The 18,067-nt window shown below is 69.0% G+C and carries 18 protein-coding genes and 2 pseudogenes; 10 read left to right on the top strand and 10 right to left on the bottom strand.

Features of this window, described 5'->3' with window-relative positions:
- Positions 1-35: 35 nt before the first annotated feature.
- The 4 genes from OG241_RS16340 (at position 36) to OG241_RS16325 (ending at position 2,764) form a co-directional block, all read left to right on the top strand.
- On the top strand, positions 36-806 hold the full coding sequence (locus OG241_RS16340; RefSeq protein WP_405816122.1) for an SDR family NAD(P)-dependent oxidoreductase: 771 nt from the start codon (positions 36-38) through the stop codon (positions 804-806).
- 70 nt (positions 807-876) lie between these two features.
- Positions 877-1,809, top strand: coding sequence for an SDR family NAD(P)-dependent oxidoreductase (locus tag OG241_RS16335; protein ID WP_405816121.1), 933 nt, complete (start codon positions 877-879; stop codon positions 1,807-1,809).
- 5 nt (positions 1,810-1,814) lie between these two features.
- A complete protein-coding gene (locus OG241_RS16330; RefSeq protein ID WP_361708725.1) occupies positions 1,815-2,357 on the top strand; it encodes a flavin reductase family protein in 543 nt (180 codons plus the stop codon).
- An 80-nt stretch (positions 2,358-2,437) separates the two neighbouring features.
- Positions 2,438-2,764 (top strand): SDR family NAD(P)-dependent oxidoreductase, encoded by a 327-nt coding sequence (locus OG241_RS16325; protein ID WP_319291084.1) that lies wholly within the window; start codon positions 2,438-2,440, stop codon positions 2,762-2,764.
- A gap of 203 nt (positions 2,765-2,967) precedes the next feature.
- On the opposite strand, the gene OG241_RS16320 is transcribed toward OG241_RS16325, so the two are convergent.
- Positions 2,968-3,684: an NAD(P)-binding domain-containing protein gene (locus OG241_RS16320; protein WP_319291082.1), complete on the bottom strand. Its 717-nt coding sequence runs from the start codon at positions 3,682-3,684 to the stop codon at positions 2,968-2,970.
- A gap of 726 nt (positions 3,685-4,410) precedes the next feature.
- Positions 4,411-5,064: a helix-turn-helix domain-containing protein gene (locus tag OG241_RS16315; RefSeq protein WP_361708720.1), complete on the bottom strand. Its 654-nt coding sequence runs from the start codon at positions 5,062-5,064 to the stop codon at positions 4,411-4,413.
- A gap of 133 nt (positions 5,065-5,197) precedes the next feature.
- Between OG241_RS16315 and OG241_RS16310 the strand changes: the two genes are divergently transcribed.
- Both OG241_RS16310 and OG241_RS16305 read left to right on the top strand, forming a co-directional pair.
- Positions 5,198-5,950 carry an NADPH-dependent F420 reductase gene (locus OG241_RS16310; RefSeq protein ID WP_405816119.1) on the top strand — a complete coding sequence of 251 codons (753 nt, stop codon included), beginning with the start codon at positions 5,198-5,200 and terminating at the stop codon, positions 5,948-5,950.
- Positions 5,951-6,259: 309 nt separating this feature from the next.
- Positions 6,260-7,198 (top strand): alpha/beta fold hydrolase, encoded by a 939-nt coding sequence (locus OG241_RS16305; RefSeq protein WP_405816118.1) that lies wholly within the window; start codon positions 6,260-6,262, stop codon positions 7,196-7,198.
- A 546-nt stretch (positions 7,199-7,744) separates the two neighbouring features.
- Here OG241_RS16305 and OG241_RS16300 read toward each other — a convergent pair.
- The 5 genes from OG241_RS16300 to OG241_RS16280 form a co-directional block, all read right to left on the bottom strand.
- A complete protein-coding gene (locus tag OG241_RS16300; protein ID WP_405816117.1) occupies positions 7,745-8,815 on the bottom strand; it encodes a Gfo/Idh/MocA family protein in 1,071 nt (356 codons plus the stop codon).
- A 65-nt stretch (positions 8,816-8,880) separates the two neighbouring features.
- Positions 8,881-9,612: an NADPH-dependent F420 reductase gene (locus tag OG241_RS16295; RefSeq protein WP_405826252.1), complete on the bottom strand. Its 732-nt coding sequence runs from the start codon at positions 9,610-9,612 to the stop codon at positions 8,881-8,883.
- 240 nt (positions 9,613-9,852) lie between these two features.
- Entirely contained in the window at positions 9,853-10,590 is a 738-nt protein-coding gene (locus OG241_RS16290) for an NAD(P)-binding domain-containing protein (RefSeq protein ID WP_319291072.1), read from the bottom strand.
- Positions 10,591-10,696: 106 nt separating this feature from the next.
- Entirely contained in the window at positions 10,697-11,290 is a 594-nt protein-coding gene (locus OG241_RS16285; protein WP_319291070.1) for a helix-turn-helix domain-containing protein, read from the bottom strand.
- A 244-nt stretch (positions 11,291-11,534) separates the two neighbouring features.
- Positions 11,535-12,371, bottom strand: coding sequence for a helix-turn-helix transcriptional regulator (locus OG241_RS16280; RefSeq protein ID WP_319291067.1), 837 nt, complete (start codon positions 12,369-12,371; stop codon positions 11,535-11,537).
- A gap of 144 nt (positions 12,372-12,515) precedes the next feature.
- Between OG241_RS16280 and OG241_RS16275 the strand changes: the two genes are divergently transcribed.
- On the top strand, positions 12,516-12,674 hold the full coding sequence (locus OG241_RS16275; protein ID WP_319291065.1) for a hypothetical protein: 159 nt from the start codon (positions 12,516-12,518) through the stop codon (positions 12,672-12,674).
- Positions 12,675-12,875: 201 nt separating this feature from the next.
- On the opposite strand, the gene OG241_RS16270 is transcribed toward OG241_RS16275, so the two are convergent.
- The gene (locus OG241_RS16270; RefSeq protein ID WP_405816116.1) at positions 12,876-13,625 is read right to left on the bottom strand and encodes an SDR family oxidoreductase; all 750 of its coding nucleotides are present in this window, start codon (positions 13,623-13,625) and stop codon (positions 12,876-12,878) included.
- Positions 13,626-13,748: 123 nt separating this feature from the next.
- Between OG241_RS16270 and OG241_RS16265 the strand changes: the two are divergent.
- The 3 genes and pseudogenes from OG241_RS16265 to OG241_RS16255 form a co-directional block, all read left to right on the top strand.
- A pseudogene (locus OG241_RS16265) lies at positions 13,749-13,997 on the top strand (DUF6233 domain-containing protein); the annotation flags it as partial.
- Between the two features lie 3 nt (positions 13,998-14,000).
- A pseudogene (locus tag OG241_RS16260) lies at positions 14,001-14,134 on the top strand (IS5/IS1182 family transposase); the annotation flags it as partial.
- A 210-nt stretch (positions 14,135-14,344) separates the two neighbouring features.
- A complete protein-coding gene (locus OG241_RS16255) occupies positions 14,345-14,737 on the top strand; it encodes a nuclear transport factor 2 family protein (protein WP_405816114.1) in 393 nt (130 codons plus the stop codon).
- Positions 14,738-15,075: 338 nt separating this feature from the next.
- On the opposite strand, the gene OG241_RS16250 is transcribed toward OG241_RS16255, so the two are convergent.
- Both OG241_RS16250 and OG241_RS16245 read right to left on the bottom strand, forming a co-directional pair.
- Positions 15,076-16,650 (bottom strand): ISL3 family transposase, encoded by a 1,575-nt coding sequence (locus OG241_RS16250; protein ID WP_405816113.1) that lies wholly within the window; start codon positions 16,648-16,650, stop codon positions 15,076-15,078.
- A 135-nt stretch (positions 16,651-16,785) separates the two neighbouring features.
- Positions 16,786-17,514 (bottom strand): NADPH-dependent F420 reductase, encoded by a 729-nt coding sequence (locus OG241_RS16245; RefSeq protein ID WP_405826250.1) that lies wholly within the window; start codon positions 17,512-17,514, stop codon positions 16,786-16,788.
- Positions 17,515-18,067 lie beyond the last annotated feature (553 nt).

Here is an 18,067-nt window from a genome sequence, read left to right as displayed (position 1 = left end):
GTCGCCGCAGCCGATCTGACAAAGGAGTCTGATTCATGGCGAGCTCGATGAAGGGCAAGGCCGGTCTGGTGACCGCCGCGGGATCTGGGATCGGGCAGGCAGCCGCGGTCGCCCTGGCGCAGGCCGGCGCCTGCGTGATGGTCTCGGACATCGATGAGACGGCCGGTGCCGAGACGGTCGCGAAGATCGAGAAGGAGGGCGGCACCGCGGCGTTCCTGCGCTGCGACGTCAGCGACGAGGCGCAGGTCGAGGCACTCGTCGGCGCGACGGTGTCCGCCTTCGGGAATCTGGACTTCGCGTTCAACAACGCGGGCACCAACGGTGTCTTCGCGCCGATCGGCGACATGGACAGCGCGGTCTGGGACCGCGTGATGAAGGTCAGCCTCTACAGCCTCTTCTACTGCCTGAAGCACGAGGTACGCGCGATGGAGAAGAGCGGGGGCGGGGCGATCGTCAACACCGCCTCCGGCGCCGGGCTGATCGGCATCGCCCACAACGCGCCCTACACCGCGGCCAAGTTCGGTGTGGTCGGCATGACCCGGAACGTCGCCATGGACTACGCGCCCAAGGGCATCCGGGTCAACGCACTGGCCCCCGGTTCCACCGCCACCCCGATGATGATGAACGCCTTTGAGCAGAACCCCGGCGAGGAGTTCAGGAACAGCATCCTGGCGGGCATCCCGATGGGGGTGCTGGCCGAGCCGGAGGACCAAGCCGACGCCGTCGTGTGGCTCTGCTCCGACCGGGCGCGGATGGTCACGGGCGTGACGCTGCCGGTCGACGGCGGCTACCTCGCGGGCAAGTAGACGGCCCGCTGCGGGGCCGCAGGAGCGGCCCCGCCCAGACACAGCAGAACTCCTCAGGAGCAGCAGGGACATGACTGCACAAAACCTCGACTTCGGCGGCCGAGTCGCGCTCGTCACCGGCGCCGGCCAGGGCATGGGTCGCGCGCACGCCAAGATGCTCGCCTCGCGCGGCGCGCGCGTCGTCGTGAACGACCTCAACGCGGACAACGCAACATCGGCCGTCGCCGAGATCACCGCTGACGGCGGAACCGCCGTGGTCGACACCAACAACGTCGTCACCGGCGCGGAGGCCATCGTGCAGACCGCGATCGGCGCCTACGGCCGGCTCGACATCGTCGTGAACAACGCGGGCATCAACGTGTTCGGCGCGTTCTGGGAGATGGACCGCGACACGTGGTGGCGCGTCTTCGACGTCACGGTCAAGGGCGTCGTCGAGGTGTCGCGCACCGCGATGCCGCACCTCATCGCCTCGGGCACGGGGCGCCTGATCAACATCTCCTCCAACGGCCTCATGGGTGTGCCGCTCGACTCGGCCTACTCCGCGGCCAAGGCCGCGGTGTGGGGCCTGAGTATCGGTCTCGCGGCCGAGGCGCGCGAGGTCGGTGTGCAGGTCACGACGCTCATGCCCGTGGCCTGGACACCGATGACGCAGGACGCGTTTCCCAACCCCGTGGTGCAGGCGGCCATGAAGGAGAACGTGCCGCCGGAGGCGGTGTCGGCCTTCGTGACCTACATCGCCCACCAGGACACCACGACGTACGCCGACACGTTCGAGATCGCGGGTGTCACGGCGGGCCGTGTGGCCATCGCGGGCATGGAGCGCGTCGATGCTGCGGCGGCCACGCCTGAGGCGTGGGTCGAGCAGGCCGAGGCCCTGACGAAGGACGGCGAGATGCGCGTGTTCCACAACGCGAGCGAGTCGTTCCGCGACCAGATGGTGCACCTCGCTCCCGAGCTGGACTCGGTGCTGCCCCAGGACGCCGCGAACGTGGAGAGGGTGTGAGCCCGGTGACCGTCATAGATCAGGAGGCCGGATCGGTGAGCAAGGTCCGCGAGATCGTTGGGGACCCCCGAGCCGTGCGCGACGCGTTCGCGCAGTTCCCGTCGGGCGTGGCCGTGCTCGCGGCCGACGTCGGCGGCGAGAAGCACGCGCTCGTGGCGTCCTCGTTCATGGTCGGCGTTTCCCTGGAGCCGTGCCTGGGCGCGGTCGCGGTGCAGAAGTCGTCCGAGACCTGGGACCGGATCAAGCAGGCGGGCACGCTCGGCGTCTCCGTCTTCGGCAAGGGGCAGGGTCACCTGACCCGCAAGCTGGCCGGCAGGGACCGTGCGGCGCGCTTCGACGAGGTCCCGATAGAGGTCGGGGCCGGAGGTGCCGTCTTCCTCGAGGACGCGGCGCTGTGGCTCGAGTGCTCGATCCACGACGTCACCGAGGCCGGTGACCACTGGATGGCGCTGCTCGAGGTCAACAAGCTCGGGGTCGGCGAGACCGAGCCCCTGGTGTGGCACGGCGCGCGGTTCCGCGAGCTCGTCGCGCTCGAGCAGGCGTTGTGACGCCCACATCCTGACGGCGCGGGGACCGGCAGCACGACCCGGCGACCGTGCGAGGACGCACGGCAGACACGAGGAGAGCCATGGGCATCCGGGACGGCAAGGTCGCCATCATCACCGGCGGTGCGAAGGGAATGGGGGAGGCCCACGTCAGGAGGTTCGTCGAGGAGGGCGCGAAGGTTGTCGTCGCCGACCTGGACGTCGCGAGTGGCGAGAAGCTCGCGATCGGGCTGGGCGAAGGCGGCGTTGGCCACCGTCGACGTCCTGGTCAACAACGCCGGGCGGGTGAGCAGTTGCTGGCGCTGCTCGACGGGAAGGGCCTCGGTGACATCACGGTGGAGGGCGAGGCGTCATTGCTGGACACACTGTTGTCGGTGGTCGAGAGGCTGATCCCAGGTTTGCGATCGTGATTCCGTAGGTGGCACAGGCGCGCAGTGGGGGCCGCGCCAGTCGACTCCGGATGCGGCCCCGTCAGCATGTGGAGCAGGGGGTGTTGAGCGACAGGTGACACGGCCTGACGGCGACGGTCATGATGCGCCCGGACATCTCGGTCCAACCTCAGCGTTCCGCATCAAGTGCCTCAATGCTCCCTGGGTGGACTACCCAGACTCTCTTAGAACTTACGTTCGGCAACCTTCGCCCGGTGGGCTGTCTCCAGTACGGCGCGCAGCTGGTCGGCCGGGAGCGGCGCTGCGGAGGCCTGGAGTATGCGGTCGTCCGGCACACCGGGGTCGGCGCAATAGATGCGGGTGTAGGCGCCGGCCTCGGGCTCGAAGCGCCAGCTCTCGTCGAGCGTTCCGGCGTCGACGGTGTCGAAGCCAAGTCGGCCGATCAGTTCGGTTGCCCGGGCCTTCGCGTCGAGGTCCTTGCCGGCGATGGGCAGCGCGCTGCGGTCCGGGGCTCCGGCGGGCCGGGCGAGCAGCGGGATGTGGTGGGCGAGGATGTTGTTGAAGGCTTTGACCAGCAGGGCGTCCGGCAGGAGCCGCTGGGCCCATTCGGTCGTGGTTACCTCTTCGGCGTCGAGTTCGGCGATGCGGCCGTCGCGATGGGGGTAGTAGTTGCCGGTGTCCAGTACGGTTCGGCCCCGCAGGAGGCCATCAGGCAGCGAGCTGTACGCGGCCAGCGGGATGGTGAGCAGGACCATCTCCCCGGCGCCGGCGGCCTGCTCGACGGTGCCTGCGTCGGCTCGTGGCCCCAGCTCCGCGACAAGGTCCGTCAGGCTCTGCGGGCCGCGCGAGTTGGCGATCACGACGTCGATATCCGCCGCCACCGCCAGTCGCGCGACCGCGGCCCCGATGTTTCCGCTGCCGATGATTCCCAGAGTTGGCATCGCTTCTCCATAGTTGTAGTGGGGCATGATGAGGGAAAACGGAGGATGCATCCGCATCCCTGTCGACAATACGGAGGCGGTATCCGTATTGTCAAAGAGGTGTGACCGGGCGGGCTGGAGGGGGCACCGACCGGTCACTCGCGTCCGCTCACCCTTCTCTACGATGACCGCTTCTTCCAGTCCCCGCCGCTTCGAAGGGGCCGATTCGTCGGCGTCCCAATGATCAACGCCCCTTCGATGGAGGGCTCGGTGAGGCCGAGCCGCGGGTTAGGCGCGTGACCAATGGGACACTGTCTCCGCCGCGTTGCACGACTGCGTCTGGCCGCTGGAGATGATCGCCCAGCTCTTCGAGTACAACGCGACCCGCCCGGGACTCGTCCAGGTCTTCGCGGTACTGGCCGGCGACAGCGTCACTGAGGACCACCCGGGCGCTGCACACCATCATGCTCATCCGGATGCGGTTGGGCCCGGCGAGGAAGACGTACGTCTCCCGCCGAGTCGCCGAAGGCAGACCTCACGCGACGCACCACGCTGCCTCAAGCGAGCCATCTGCCGACAGCTCTTCAAAATCCTCGAACGCTCCGACCGAAACACCGGAACGAAACCCAAGGATCTCCCTCAAGCGGCTTAAAGCTATGCAGCAGCCCCGAGGGAGCCGACTGATCACCGACTCAGACCATAAAGACGCCGTGTGAGGATCGGCCTCGGGGAGCATCGTCGTCGCCCCTACCGGATCGTCGGCAGCAAGGAGTTGTGGACGAGTGCCGGGGGTAGAGGCCCGGTGCCGGTGGCGCACATGCCGTCGAAGGTGAGCCGCAGGTAGCGCTGCCAGGCCGTCGGATCGGCAGCCAGCAAGGGTGCGGCGGTGTAGTACACGCCGCAGATCAGCAGCATCACGTCCTGTCCGTTCAGGTCCGCGCGGAGTGAGCCGTCGCGTTGCGCCCGCCGCGCCAGTGACCCGGCTGTGGCGATCAGCTGCTCCTGTCCGGCCTGGATCTCCGGGTGCCGGACATCCGACACCATGCGTAGGGCCTCCGCGAGCGCCCGGTTGTTTGCGTAGATATCGACGCCCGCGCTCATGAACTGCAGCAGGGCGGTGTCGGCGTCGGCCTGCTCGGCCTGCTGGCGGCCCACTGTCACCAGCCCGTCGATTTCCTCGCTGATGATCGCGGCGAACAGGTCCTCCTTGGTGGGGAAATGCCGGAAGACGGTTCCCTTTCCGATACCGGCCCGTGCCGCGATCTGCGCAGTGGACGCTTCCGCGCCGTGCTCGGCGAACACCTCCGCGGCAGCCTTCAGCAGCGCCTTGCGCGTCCGTACCGCGTCGGCTCTCATCCGTCGCGCGGGCGGCGCTGCAACGGCTTCTTCTTCAGTGTTCATGGGTCCACTCTACGCAACATGACCGGACGGTCCGGTTGGGTGGTACGGTAGTTAAAGTGACCAGCCGGTCCGGTTACGGTTCGTGGCTGTGGCCACTCCGGCATTTCCGCATCCCATAGGAGAACAGAGCACCATGAGCAAGACACTCGGCTTCATCGGCAGTGGCACCATCGGCGGCATCTTGGCCCGCCTTGCTGTCGCCGCAGGCCTGGACGTCGTCCTGAGCAACTCCCGCGGCCCCGAGTCCCTCGCCGGTCTCGTCGCCGAACTCGGCCCCCGCGCCCGGGCGGCCACTCCCACCGAGGCCGCCGAGGCCGGGGACCTGGTGGTGGTGTCCATCCCGCTGGGCGCCTACGAGAAGATCCCGGCCCAGCCGCTGGCGGGCAAGATCGTGATCGACACGCTGAACTATTACCCGGAGCGCGACGGCCGCATCGCCGAGCTGGACGCGAACGAGCTCACGAGCAGCGAGCTGGTACAGCGCCACCTGGCCGACTCCCGTGTGGTCAAGGCGGCCAGCAACATCGTCTCCAGCCAGCTGCTCAGCCTGGCCCGCCCCTCGGGTGCGCCGGACCGCAGTGCCATGCCCATCGCCGGCGACGATGCCGCCGCCAAGGCGGAGGTCGTGGAGTTGCTCGACCTCCTCGGCTACGACGCGGTGGACATCGGCACGCTCGCCGACAGCTGGCGCAGCGAACCACTCACGCCCGTCTACGGCAAGCCCTACTACGGCGAAGTGCCCAAGGACGTGAGCTTGGACAAGACGATGGAATGGATCTTCCAGACCCCGGGCATTCCGACACCTGCCGACCGCGTCAGGGAACTGACCGCCACGGTTGATCGGGGCCCTGCGGGCGGCAGCTCCTCGGTCGACGCCTGGACCTGAGTGCAGAGCATCGCGGAAGGAGAGGTGGAACCGGAACTCCTGACCGGGTCCGCACACCGACCCACCGTGGTGGTTCCGGCCGCCGGCGGGGAGACAGACGCCTGCGGCCGCCGCCCCGGCTCCAACTGCTGCGGCTGAGCCGGCACCTGCACGAGGCAGAGGGACCCCGGCCCGCAACCCGTCACCGACCTCCCACGGCTTCCGCCGCGGCTGGTCACACCCCCCAGAAAACACGGGATTACGTACATCTCCACCGTGCCACAACACGATCTTCCTGCAAGGACCCCTAAAAAAGGACGTAACACCGCCATGAACGCTTTCACCACCGCCGCAGCCGTCGGGTCGGAGGAGCCGCTCAGCCCCGGCTACGACACGGCGACCAAGGACGACGCCGAGTTCAACAAGCTCTTCCGGCACGGCTTCACCACCATCGACGACGTGCAAATGCACTACGTCATCGGCGGCGACGGCCCGCAGGTCATGGTGCTGCTGCACGGCTGGCCGCAGAGCTGGTACGAGTACCGCCCGATCATGCCCTCACTGCTGCCCGGCCGCACCGTCATCGCCATCGACCTGCCGGGCCTGGGCGACTCGACCGGAAACCCGCCCTCCATGACCAAGACGGTCCTGGCCACCTACGTCCACAAGCTCCTCAACCACCTCGGCCACCACGAGAACGTACAGGTCGTCGCCCACGACCACGGCCTCAACGTCGCCTACTCACTGGCCGCCCAGTACCGCGACCAGGTGGCGGGCCTGTTCCTCATGGACGCCGCCCTCGTCGGCAAGAACCTGAAGTTCGCCACCCTCGAATCGATGTTCTGGCACTTCTCCTTCTTCCTGCAGAATCCGCTCGCCGAGGAACTGGTCACCGGCCGGGTCGGAACCTTCCTCACCTACTTCTTCCAGAGTGTGAAGACCGCCGGCGAGAACGTCTCCGACGACGAACTCGCCGAGTTCGTCCGGGTGTACTCCCGCCCCCAGGTCCTGCACGCCGGCTTCGGGCTCTACCGGACCCTGACCCAGGACGAGGCCGACAACACCAAACTCCAGGACACCCCGCTGACCATCCCGGTCCACCTGATCACCCAGGCCGGCCTCGCCGACGCGTTCCTGCCGCCCCTCCAGGACGCCGCCCCCCACGCCACCTCCGCCGTCGTCCCCGGGGCCGGACACTTCCTCCTCCACGAAGCACCCGACCGCGTCCTGGCCGAGATCAACGCCTTCTACCCCACCTCCACCCCCTGACCAAAAAGCACCACACGACCACATGACGTCCAAACCATCCAACGCCAGAACTCGCGCGGTCCCTGAACGGCGACCTCGAAAGCCAGCACACCGAGGCCAACGTCAACGGCGCCTGACGACGTCTCAGCCGGATCACACCTGCCGGCATCCGCGTACGAGTGGATCCGCACCCCGGTCGGGGAACACGTCGAGGTGCAGTCCGCGAGCGGTGGAACGGGCGTGGCGACCGCGCTCGTCGGCGGCGCACGATCCTGCCGGTCCGGCACGGTGAGCTGTCCGGTCCGTCCCTGGGTGTCACGCTGGAGGCGTGGGGTCCGGCGGGCGGGCCGGTCCGTGGGCAGACCGCCGAGCTGGTGATCACGCGACCGATGCCGTCCATGCCGCTGCACTTCTGGAACGACGCAGGTGGCAGCCGTCACCACGACGCCTACTTCCCGCCTACCCGGGAGTGCGGCGGCACGGGCGCTTGCCCGCACATAGTCCACGCCGGGAGCGACGCTGCCGCGAGTGCCCGCCGCGTGGCAAAGCCCCTTCCGAGGACTCCGGTCAGGCGTGCTCCGCCGTGCGCTCGATCCGGTCGAGGAGTCGGTGGTGTCGGGCTGCGTGGGCGAAGTCGGGCACCTCGGAGCCGCCCTCCGTCAGGTCGCGCTGGATCTGGGCGTAGGCGGCGCCGACGTTGTATGCGGGGGTACCGCGCAGCCCTTGGAGCGCGGGGTCGAAGTACCGCTCGGGTACGGTGAGGCGGCTGAGCTCGGCGTCGGATCCGTGCGCCCCGGCGATGCTGAACTCGCCGACCTGGAGGTGTCCGGTGTCGCCGGTGATGACCAGGTCACCGTCCGTTCCGTTGATCTCCCAGTGGAAGTTGGTGCCCCGGGACTGGCCGCCCCGGTAGTGCACGGAGGCCACCGCGCCGGAGGCGAGCACGCCGCCGAACACCACCTGGTCGGCGACGTTCGGCCGGAAGACCCGGCTGGTCTGCGGGTCCCTGACTTCTCGGTGGCGAGTGGCGGTGACAGTGGTGACCTTCCCGACATCGCCGAGCACCATGGTCAGTGCGTCCAGGGTGTGCCCGAACGGGATGGTCAGCATGGTGGCGCCGTTGGCGCGGTCCAGTAGGTAGGCACCGTCCTCGGAGAAGACAGCTCCCCAACTCCCGCCGGACGCTACCAGGCTGGTCGAGAGCACCTCGCCGACATATCCGTCGGCGACCAGGTCGCGCAGATAGCGCACAACGGGGGCGGACCGTGCCTGCAGCCCGGTGAAGGTGCGCAGTTTGCGTTCGGCAGCGGCGGTCGCCAGCTCCTCGGCCTCCGCGGTGCCGTTGCCCAGTGGCCACTCGGAGAGCACCATCTTCCCTGCGGCCAGGGCGGATTGGGTGATCTCCCGATGGTGCGGCACCTTCACGGTGACCACCACCAGGTCGACCCCGTCGGCCGCCGCCAGCTCTCCGGCCGTCCCGAAAAACTGCGCGACTCCGTACTTCTCCGAAGCCTGCCACGCGGACTCGGCGCTGCTCGCCGAAAGTGCGCGCAGTTCGAAGCCGTCCAGCTGTTGCAGCGCGGGAAGGTGGGCCTGAGAAGCCCAGCCGCGCCTGGCGGAAAGACCAACGATACCCACGCCAATGGGCGTCTGGTGGGGGGATGACAAGGTGAGACTCCTACACAGAGCGGCCCCGTCCCTGCTCACATGCAGATTGCGCGGTTCAGGCGGACAAGGTATTCCGCGTCTGGTTGCACGCCGGCCCCGAAGCGTTCCTGGACCACGGCGAACCCGAGGTCGCGCCGCTTCGGTGATCGCGCCGGGTCCGCCGTCGCCAGTGCGTCCGGCAGCTCCTGACGGGTGAGATCCGTGCAGTAGGCGGGCGTGCCGGGCTGCTGCCGCCAGGATTCCGCGAGCGGCCCCGCGTCAAAGGCGTCGAACCCGGTGTCCTCGACGAGTGCCATGGCCAGGTCACGCTCTCGCGGACTGTCGGCCGCGACGGGGAGCGCGATGCGGTCCCCGCTTCCGGCCGGCTTGTTCCTGTACGCGAACGACTCGGCTCCGATCGAGTTCCACGCCTTGACGATGGGCCGGCCCAGCTGCTTCGCGGCCCACACGCTCTCCGCCTGGCCGGCCTCGATCGCCGCGATTGGGTTGTCCCGATGCGGGATGTAGTTCGACGTGTCGATGACCACCGTGTCAGCCGGCACCTTGGCGATCAGCGGTGCTACCTGCGGAATGCGGTCGAAGGGAATGGAGAGGATCACGGCGTCGACGTCCACTACGGCTTCCGCCGCGGTCACCGCGCGTCCGCCCGAGGCCAGCACGTCCGCCTCGATCGTCTCCGGGCCGCGCGAATTGGCCGCCTTTACCTCGTGCCCGGCCGCGCTCAACCGCCTAGTCAACGTCTTGCCGATGTTCCCGGTGCCGAGAATGCCGATCTTAATAATGAAACTCCTTGTCCGAACGGAACCCCGGTGTCGGTGATCGAGGTTCCGGGGCTTGGTCCCTGCGGCGCGACCGGGACTGCGGCCGACCGCGGACACGCTGGTGTAGGTGAGTGATGGCGGCCGTGCCGAAGTGAGCCCCGCTCTTCGTGTTCGTCTTGTGTTTTCGCGGGCTGTCGGCGCTGCCGCTCTCGTGCCGTTGCGTGTACGAGAGCCGCGTGGGGTGTCTTAGCGGTGGGCGGCGCGGTTCATCTCGACGACGTCGTCGACGGTGGGGTTGGCGCCGAGGGTGGCGATGCGTTCCGGGAGGCTGTCGCGGATGGCCGCGTCCTTGGTGCGGTCGGCTGCGGCCAGGGCCGCCGGCAGTTCGTCGAGGGTCAGTTCGGTGCAGTAGGCGGGGCCGTTGGGCTGCTGGCGCCAGGAGTCGGCCAGGGTGCCGGCGTCGTAGGGGTCGAAGCCGGTGTCGTCCACGAGCTGCATGGCCACGCGCCGCGCCTCCTCGCTGTCACCGGCGACGGGGATGGCGAGGCGGCCGGGGGTTCCGGCCGGAACACCCTTGGTCCGCTGGGTCTCTGCCAGGGCGGCGTTCCACGCCTTGATGACGGGGCGGCCGAGCAGCTCGGCGGTGTACGCGCTCTCCACCTGGCCGTTGTCCACCGCCTCGATCGGCTCGCTGAGCATGCCGGGGTAGTAGTTCGCGGTGTCGATGACCACCGTCTCGGCAGGCACCGATGCGAACAGGTCCGCCAGCTGGCCCGCCACCCCGAACGGGATCGACAGGACGATGACGTCCCGGCCCTGGACGGCGTCGGCGAGATCCGCCGCGCGGGCCCCGGACTCCAGCACCTCCGCACGGACGGCCTCGGGGCCGCGGGCGTCGGCCACCTGGACGTCGTGACCGGCCGTGCTGAGCTTGGCAGCGAGGTTCCCGCCGATGGCACCGGCGCCTATGACAGTAATTTTCATGATTTGTTCCTTCGGGGGTTGTGCCGCCCCTGAGGGCAGCGCGAGGTGATGGCCGTGCGGTGGTGCCGCCTGGCGTTGCAGGGGCCGGGGCGGGGTGGCCGGCGGTTTACGCCTGGGTGTCCCGCTGGCGGTAGCCGCTCGCGATGAGCGTGCGGAGCCGGTCGAGCCACTCCTCCTCGGTGCCGGTGCCCTTGATCCAGGCAACGGAACAGGCCGCGAGGAACAGGTCGTGCCCCCGCACCGAGGCGCGCACGCGCCCCGCGAGCTGCGCGGCTCGCACGTACTGATCGGTTGCGGAGATGAGGATGTCGCAGGGAATCGTGAGCGGGTTGTCCGGCTCCTGCGCCCGGGCCGCGGCCATGAGCGGGTCCGGCAGGCCGCTGAAGGCGCTGAAGTACTCCTCCATCGCCCGCAGCCACTGCTCCAGCGCCTCGGCGGGGTCGCCGAGCTGCTCGATGTCCGCCTGGCGGGCCACCAGTTCCTCGGAGCGTGTCTGCAGCACGGCCGCCAGCAGCGCCTCCCGGGTGGGGAAGTGCCGGTACAGCGTGCCGGGCCCCACCCCCGCCTCCTTGGCCACCGCCTCGAGCGAGGTGCCGACCCCGTGCTGCAGGAAGTGACGCTGCGCGGTCTCCAGAAGGGCCGCGCGGTTGCGCTGAACGTCCGCGCGGGGCTTGCGTCCCCGCTGTTCGACGGCACTCATACGCCCTCCTGCCTGCCGTGATCTGGCGGCCGCATCAAAGCGGATGCCGCCTCCGTATGCACTCGAGCGTAAAGCGGAGGCAGCGTCCGGTCAAATGGGCGGCCTGAGCGCGGAGCCCGGACACCGCAGGGGGCCGACATATCTGGCCGTGGAGAGCGGGGCAGAAGCCGTGCGGCTGCATTCCCAAGGTGCCCTTGTCCGGCCCCTCCCGCGCCGAGCCCGGCCCGGTCCCCGGTCCAGGGCGTCAGGGGGTGAGCTGTTGGTGTCCGATGACGGAGAGCAGTTCGAGTTTGCTGTGGCTCTCCGTGCCGGGGCGGGTGGTCAGGACCACCAGGGTCTGGGCGCGGTTTTCGGTGTACAGGAGCTGGGCGTCGACGTCGATGCGGCCGAGTTCGGGATGGAGGATGGTCTTGCAGTCGCCGTAGCGGGCGACCTCCTGGAGTTCCCACATGCGGACGAACTCGGGGCTGTGTTCCTGGAGTTCGGCGAGGATCCGGGCGGCTCGGGGGGTGTCGCTGCCGGCTGTGAGCGCGGCCCGCAGGCGTGCTGCCTGGGCGCGGCCGTGCTGTTCGTGGGTCTCCTCGGGATACACCAGTCGTTCGGCCGGGTCCATGAACCAGCGGTAGTAGCCGCTACTGGCCAGACCGGTGTGGCGGGTCTGGTCGCCGAGCAGTGCGACGGCCAAGGGGTTCATCGCGAGGGTGTCGACCAGGTCGGTCGTTACCAGGGCCGGGGAGTCGTCCAGGCGGTCCAGGACCCGCAGCAGCGTGGGGCTGACGTGTTCGGAGCGGTGGAAGCGGGCCGGGGCGTTGTGGCCGATGAGGACGAAGAGGTGATCGCTTTCGTCCAGGGTCAGCCGCAATGCCCGGGCGAGGGCGGTGGTGATCTGGACGGAGGGCTGCGGCGAGCGCTGCTGTTCCAGGCGGGCGTAGTAGTCGGTGGACATGCCGGCGAGCTGCGCGACCTCCTCGCGGCGCAGCCCCTGCGTACGCCTGCGCGGCCCCTCGACCAGCCCGACGTCGCGGGGCCGTAGCGTCTCGCGCCGGTGACGCAGGAATGCCGCCAGTTCCTTCTTGTCCATGCCGCCATCCTCGCCGGATCCCGCCCGGCTATCCAGAGACCGCCGATCCATGGCTGAGCCCTCCTCTTCTGCCCGCGCGAAGCCGCTCGTACGGCCGACGCGAGGGCGCTCGCGGCGAGACGACCCGCTGGTCACCTGACCTGCGTGACCCGCTGGGAAATTCGCCGGCTGTCGGCGGTGCGCCGCAGGCCGTTGGCCTGGAAGCCGGCCCGCGGCGCCGGTCCTCCGTCGAGGACGCCCGACGCTTCGGACCGGCGGGCCTCGCCGCTCGCCCTGGCCGACACGGCGATGTCCGTCGTGTGAGGGGCGCTCGACGTGCCGTCGGCACTCAGGACGGAGCCGGTCGCCTCCCGTGCGACGACCGGGGCGAAGCCGAAGTCACTTCCTTACCGTTCCGCGTCTTCGGTGAGGGCCTCCCCGAGGCGGGTCCAGCTCGCGTTCGCCCATGATGTAGCCCACCAGGACCCGCCCGCGTGCTGTTGTTCCGCGTCTGCCACAGGTCGGTCAGCTGCCGCTGATCATGGCGAGGACATCGTCGTAGGTGCCGGTGGCCACCGCGTCGCGGATGAACCTGGCGCGCTCGACGACGATCTCCTTCGCGTCGGGCTTCTCGCGCAGCAGGTCGAGGGCCTCGGTGAGGAAGTCGTCCAACGGCATGGATTGCTCGTTGTCCTGCTGGCCCATCAGGGGCGTGCGCACGGCGGGCGGGACCACCTCGATCACCTGGACGCCGGCATCAGCACCGGCGAGCTGGATGCGCAGGCTCTCGGAGAACGAATGCAGCGCGGCCTTCGTCGCACTGTAGGTCGGGGTGAACGGGAGCGGTACGAACGCCAGCGCCGAGGTGACGTTCACGACGACCGCGTCGGGCTTGCCCATCAGCTGCGGCAGGAAGGCGTACGTCATCCGGATCGGGCCGAGCAGATTGGTCGCGACGTGATCCTCGGCGACCTGGAGTCCGGCCGGGTCGAGGACGCTCTCCAGCACCTGAATGCCGGCGTTGTTGACCAGGACGTTCAGCCCCGGGTGGCTCGCCGCCACGGTCTTGCGGGCATGGGCGATCGAGTCGGGGTCCGCGACATCGAGGACGAGCCCGTCGATACCCGGGTGCTCGGCCGTGATCTCGTCCAGCAGCTCCTTGCGGCGGCCGGCGACGATCACCTTGTTGCCGGCCTCGTGCAGCCGCAGAGCCAGGCCGAGGCCGATGCCCGAGGTGCCGCCGGTGATCAGGATCGTGTTGCCGGTCAGTTTCATGAGGGTCCCGCTCCTTCGGTACGGCGGGCCGGTGAGCGCCCGCAGCCTCGACCGTAGGGGCGCCCGCGCAGGGGCGGGAGAGGACGGTTTATCCATGGATCGGTGGTCTCTGCCTCGTGAAGCGAACGCCGGCCGTCGGGCTGGGTCCTGCAGAAGCTGGACGGCGGTCGCGGCCCCGGCCGCGGCGTCGTCCGCGCCGTCGACTGCGAGGAAGCACCCGCCGGGGCGCCGCTGCTGCCCCTGGACCAGGCACTGGACGCCGCAGAGCACCCCGGTACCCGGCTGTGCCCCCTGTGCAGCCCATGCTCGACGTCCCATACGAGCTGGTTAAGCACGTCTCGTAGCTCATCCACGCCCGGCCGCGCCTACTGAAGCGCCGGCGCCACCGTCCGTACCCCTTACTACGGCCACCGTGAACTTCGGGAGCACTACCAGCAGTACAACCGCGATCACGCCCGTCTCCGCGCTCCAGCCCACGCGCCTTCGCCCACCTCGAGTCCTGGCGACTCGATGGTGGCCGGCCGGGGAGGATCGTCGGTCCATGGATATGTGATCCTCTCCCGCCCCCGCCGATACACCCCCATAGTCGAGACTGCCGGGCGCGCCCGGCCCCTGCGAAGGAGAGCATCGCAGATGCCAACGGCGCCGACGACCCGGTGCCGGCCATGCTGAGCGGCGCCAATGCCTGATCCAGCAACGCACAAAATGGAGAGCCGAACGTGAAACCCACGAATGAAGACACCGTCGAAATCAGCAGGGCCGTGGCGCTGTGGGCGCACATCATGGACGACCACGAACTGGACCGTCTCGGCGAATGCCTCACCGACGACGCGGTGTGGGACGGCAGCGTCTTCGGCGGTGACCCGGTCGTCGGGCTGGACGCGATCGCGGCCTTCATGAACGCCCCCGGACATGCGAAAGCGCACCACACGACGAACATCGTCGTGTCGGAAGGCCCGGGCGACGAGGTGCGGGCCCGATCCAAGGGTCTGAGCCTGCTGGAGGGTGGCGGTGTCGCCAGCGTCGTCTACGCCGACGACCTGCGACGCACCGATGACGGCTGGCGCATTTCCCGGCGGGTCATCCATCTCACGTGGCCACATCGCTTCTAGGAGGCCGCGGAGTATCGCCGTTTCCGGGGCTGGGCTTGAGGCCGTCGGCGCGGTGGCCGTCACTGGTGGGACTGGTGAGGCGCCTGTTGCCCAGCGTCACACCTGTGGCAGTTGACTGTCTTTCAGGAGATCAGAAGGCGGGTACCAAGCGCTGGGTCTCATAACCGGCCGCCGGGGGTGGCGGCGTTTGTCGCGGAGCAGCTGGAGACGGGGGCGGGACACGAGGGTCTCTCACGGGTCACCGCGTCGGCCCCCGTCCTGTCGGGGGACGGGGTTTTCTGGCCCTGGCAAGATTTTCGTGAAGCGGGGCCGTGCCACCGTGCGCCGGTGACGCTCCGTCACGGGTAGCGGCGTCGGAGGTGGGCCATCAGGACGACGCGGTGGCGCAGGAGCGGAACGCCGGCGCGGCCGGCCATGATCCGTTTCTGGAGCTTCAGGTCCGTGATCCGGCCTTCGTTGACGCCGGAGTTGAACGGGGTGGTGATCCCCTGCACGACTGCCGGCTGGTCTTCGCGGATGGCGTTGGCCAGGCTCGACAGGGCAGACAGGCCAGTGGCCGTGAGTTGGTCGAGCCAGGCCGGCAGCGGGGCGGCGTCGCGGGCGTCGAGCATGGCCGCGAACTGCCGTACTAGAGTGTGGGTTTGGTCGAGCTCCGGGCAGTGTTCAAGCAGCCGACGGAGTGCCTCGGTGGCGTCCAGGCCGCGTCGGGGGGGTGTGGTGGTGATCCAGCGGGTGACCTGGCGGGGCGAGGGTGGCCGCTCGCGCGGTGTGTCGATCGGCAGGCCGCGGCGTAGCGGCGCGATGGCCATCTTGACCCGCTGGTAGTGACCGCGGTAGCCCTTGGCGGCAATCTCCTGGTGCAGCACGGTCGCGGTGTGCTCGCCTTCCTCCCACCGCTGCCTCAGATACTCCAGATACGGATCGAGGCTTGTGGAGGGGCGGGGCGGAGTGCGCCGTACGCATTCCTGCCAGCAGGCAGCGCGTGCATACTTGGCCACAGTGCGGCGGTTCAGGCCGAGCTCGCGGGCTATCGCGCTGAGACTGCGGGCCGTGCCGCTGTATCCCTGGACGGTCTCGAACAGTCGCTTCGCGTGACGGCGGGCGGGAGTATCGGCCGCCTCACACGGTTCGTCCGGCGGCGGTGGGACCGGTTCGGCTTCAGGTACTGCGGCGGCCAGGCAGCCGCGGTGGGCCGCGGCGATGTCCGAGACCCGCCTCGACAGCCCCTGCCACAGATGAAAACGGTCGCTGACCTGCACCGCGTCCGGGGCTCCCTCGGTGATGCCCTGCCGGTAGACCAGCGAACCGTCCCGGCACACCACCTCGACGCCGGGATGCACACGCAGCCAGGAGGCCAGCTGCTCGGCATCACGCCCGGCCCACAACTCGATCGGCAGCCGCGTATCCGCGTCCACGAGCAGCGTGCCGTAGACGTCCGCGTACAACGCGAAGTCATCCACACCCAGCACCCGCGGTGTCGCGACCGACGGAAGTCCCATACGCATCAACTGGAACAGCACACTCGTCCGCGACAACGGCACCTTCAGGATGCGCAGGAGCCGGGCGCCGCCACGGCCGGCAAGCAGCACCCCAGCCATCTCCACCAGATGCTGCAGCAGCGGACTACGACGCCGATAGCGCACCGTCAGCCCCTCCACCTGCTCGGCAAACGTCCGCCGACCGCAGTCCGCACCGTCGCAGAACAACCGCCGCACCGACAGTCCGATCAGCACCGGGCGGCCACCGACAGCGACGTCGGCCAAGGTGCGGACATATCGGCTGTGCACCCGCGCCGACGCGCGACTGCAGTCCGGACACGCCACGGCCAACTCGCGGGTACGGGCGACGATGCGGACCACGCCGTCCTCCGACCACACCCGTTCCACCAATACCGCATCCAGATGCGGAGCCACGGTTCGTACGAGGTCATCACACTCGCTGACACTGCCGCTACCCGTGACGGAGCGTCACCGGCGCACGGTGGCACGGCCCCGCTTCACGAAAATCTTGCCAGGGCCACGTTCAGGTGTACGCCGACACGTCCCTCCTCACATGGAAATTGCGCGGTTCAGGCGGACAAGGTATTCCGCGTCTGGTTGCACGCCGGGTCCGAAGCGTTCTCGGATGACGGCGAGTTCTAGGTCGCGCCACTTCGGTGATCGCGCCGCGTCGGCCGCCGCCAGTGCGTCCGGCAGCTCCTGACGGGTGAGATCCGTGCAGTAGGCGGGTGTGCCGGGCTGCTGCCGCCACGATTGTGCGAGCGGCCCCGCGTCAAAGGCGTCGAACCCGGTGTCCTCGACGAGTGCCATGGCCAGGTCACGCTCTCGAGGACTGTCGGCCGCGACGGGGAGCGAGATGCGGTCCGCACTTCCCGTCGGCTTGTTCCTGTGCGCGAACGACTCGGCTCCGATCGAGTTCCACGCCTTGACGATGGGCCGGCCCAGCTGCTTCGCGGCCCACACGCTCTCGGCCTGGCCGGCCTCGATCGCCGCGATTCCGTTGTCCCGACGCGGGAAGTAGTTCGAGGTATCGATGACCACCGTGTCAGCCGGCACCTTGGCGATCAGTGGTGCGACTTGCGGAATGCGGTCGAAGGGAATGGAGAGGATTACGGCGTCGACGTCCACTACGGCTTGCGCCGCGGTCACCGCGCGTCCGCCCGAGGCCAGCACGTCCGCCTCGATCGTCTCCGGGCCGCGCGAGTTGGCCGCCTTTACCTCGTGCCCGGCCGCGCTCAACCGCCTGGTCAACGTCTTGCCGATGTTCCCGGTGCCGATAATGCCGATCTTAATAATGAAACTCCTTGTCCGAACGGAACCCCGGTGTCGGTGATCGAGGTTCCGGGGCTTGGTCCCAGCGGTGCGACCGGGACTGCGGCCGACCGCGGGCGCGGTAGTGTAAGTGGGTGATGGCGACCTTGCCGAAGTGAGCGCACCTCGTCGTGTGTATTCGTGGGGTGCCGGCGTTGCCGCTTTCGTGCCGTCGCGTGCGCGAGAGTCGCGTCGGGTGACTCAGCGGTGGGCGGTGCGGTTCATCCCGACGACGTCCTCCAGGGTGGCCGTGGCCGGGAGGGCGGCGAGGCGTTCCGGGACGCTGTCGCGCATGCCCGCGGCCTTGACGCGGTCGGCCGCGGGTAGCTCGGTGAGGGTCAGTTGGGCGTAGTAGGCGGGGCTATTCGGCTGCCGGCGTCAGAGGTCGGCCAGTGTGCGGGTGTCGAAGGGGCCGAAGCCGGTGTCGTCCACGAGCCGCGCGGCCGGACGTTCCAGCCAGAATCTGGGTGCGCTCAGAAGGGCCGCGCGGTTGCGCTAGACGTCCGCGCAGGGCTTGCGT

The sequence above is a fragment of the Streptomyces sp. NBC_01390 genome, assembly GCF_045040105.1.
Taxonomy (GTDB): domain Bacteria; phylum Actinomycetota; class Actinomycetes; order Streptomycetales; family Streptomycetaceae; genus Streptomyces.
Note: the sequence above shows the minus strand (reverse complement) of the source record. Positions and strands in the feature narration are given on the sequence as shown.

What these genes read in the sequence shown, in the direction of transcription:
- OG241_RS16340 (WP_405816122.1), top strand. Translation starts at nt 36, where the DNA reads ATGGCGAGCTCGATGAAGGGCAAGGCCGGTCTGGTGACCGCCGCGGGA.
- OG241_RS16335 (WP_405816121.1), top strand. Translation starts at nt 877, where the DNA reads ATGACTGCACAAAACCTCGACTTCGGCGGCCGAGTCGCGCTCGTCACC.
- OG241_RS16325 (WP_319291084.1), top strand. Translation starts at nt 2,438, where the DNA reads ATGGGCATCCGGGACGGCAAGGTCGCCATCATCACCGGCGGTGCGAAG.
- OG241_RS16320 (WP_319291082.1), bottom strand. Translation starts at nt 3,684, where the DNA reads ATGCCAACTCTGGGAATCATCGGCAGCGGAAACATCGGGGCCGCGGTC.
- OG241_RS16315 (WP_361708720.1), bottom strand. Translation starts at nt 5,064, where the DNA reads ATGAACACTGAAGAAGAAGCCGTTGCAGCGCCGCCCGCGCGACGGATG.
- OG241_RS16310 (WP_405816119.1), top strand. Translation starts at nt 5,198, where the DNA reads ATGAGCAAGACACTCGGCTTCATCGGCAGTGGCACCATCGGCGGCATC.
- OG241_RS16305 (WP_405816118.1), top strand. Translation starts at nt 6,260, where the DNA reads ATGAACGCTTTCACCACCGCCGCAGCCGTCGGGTCGGAGGAGCCGCTC.
- OG241_RS16290 (WP_319291072.1), bottom strand. Translation starts at nt 10,590, where the DNA reads ATGAAAATTACTGTCATAGGCGCCGGTGCCATCGGCGGGAACCTCGCT.
- OG241_RS16285 (WP_319291070.1), bottom strand. Translation starts at nt 11,290, where the DNA reads ATGAGTGCCGTCGAACAGCGGGGACGCAAGCCCCGCGCGGACGTTCAG.
- OG241_RS16280 (WP_319291067.1), bottom strand. Translation starts at nt 12,371, where the DNA reads ATGGACAAGAAGGAACTGGCGGCATTCCTGCGTCACCGGCGCGAGACG.
- OG241_RS16270 (WP_405816116.1), bottom strand. Translation starts at nt 13,625, where the DNA reads ATGAAACTGACCGGCAACACGATCCTGATCACCGGCGGCACCTCGGGC.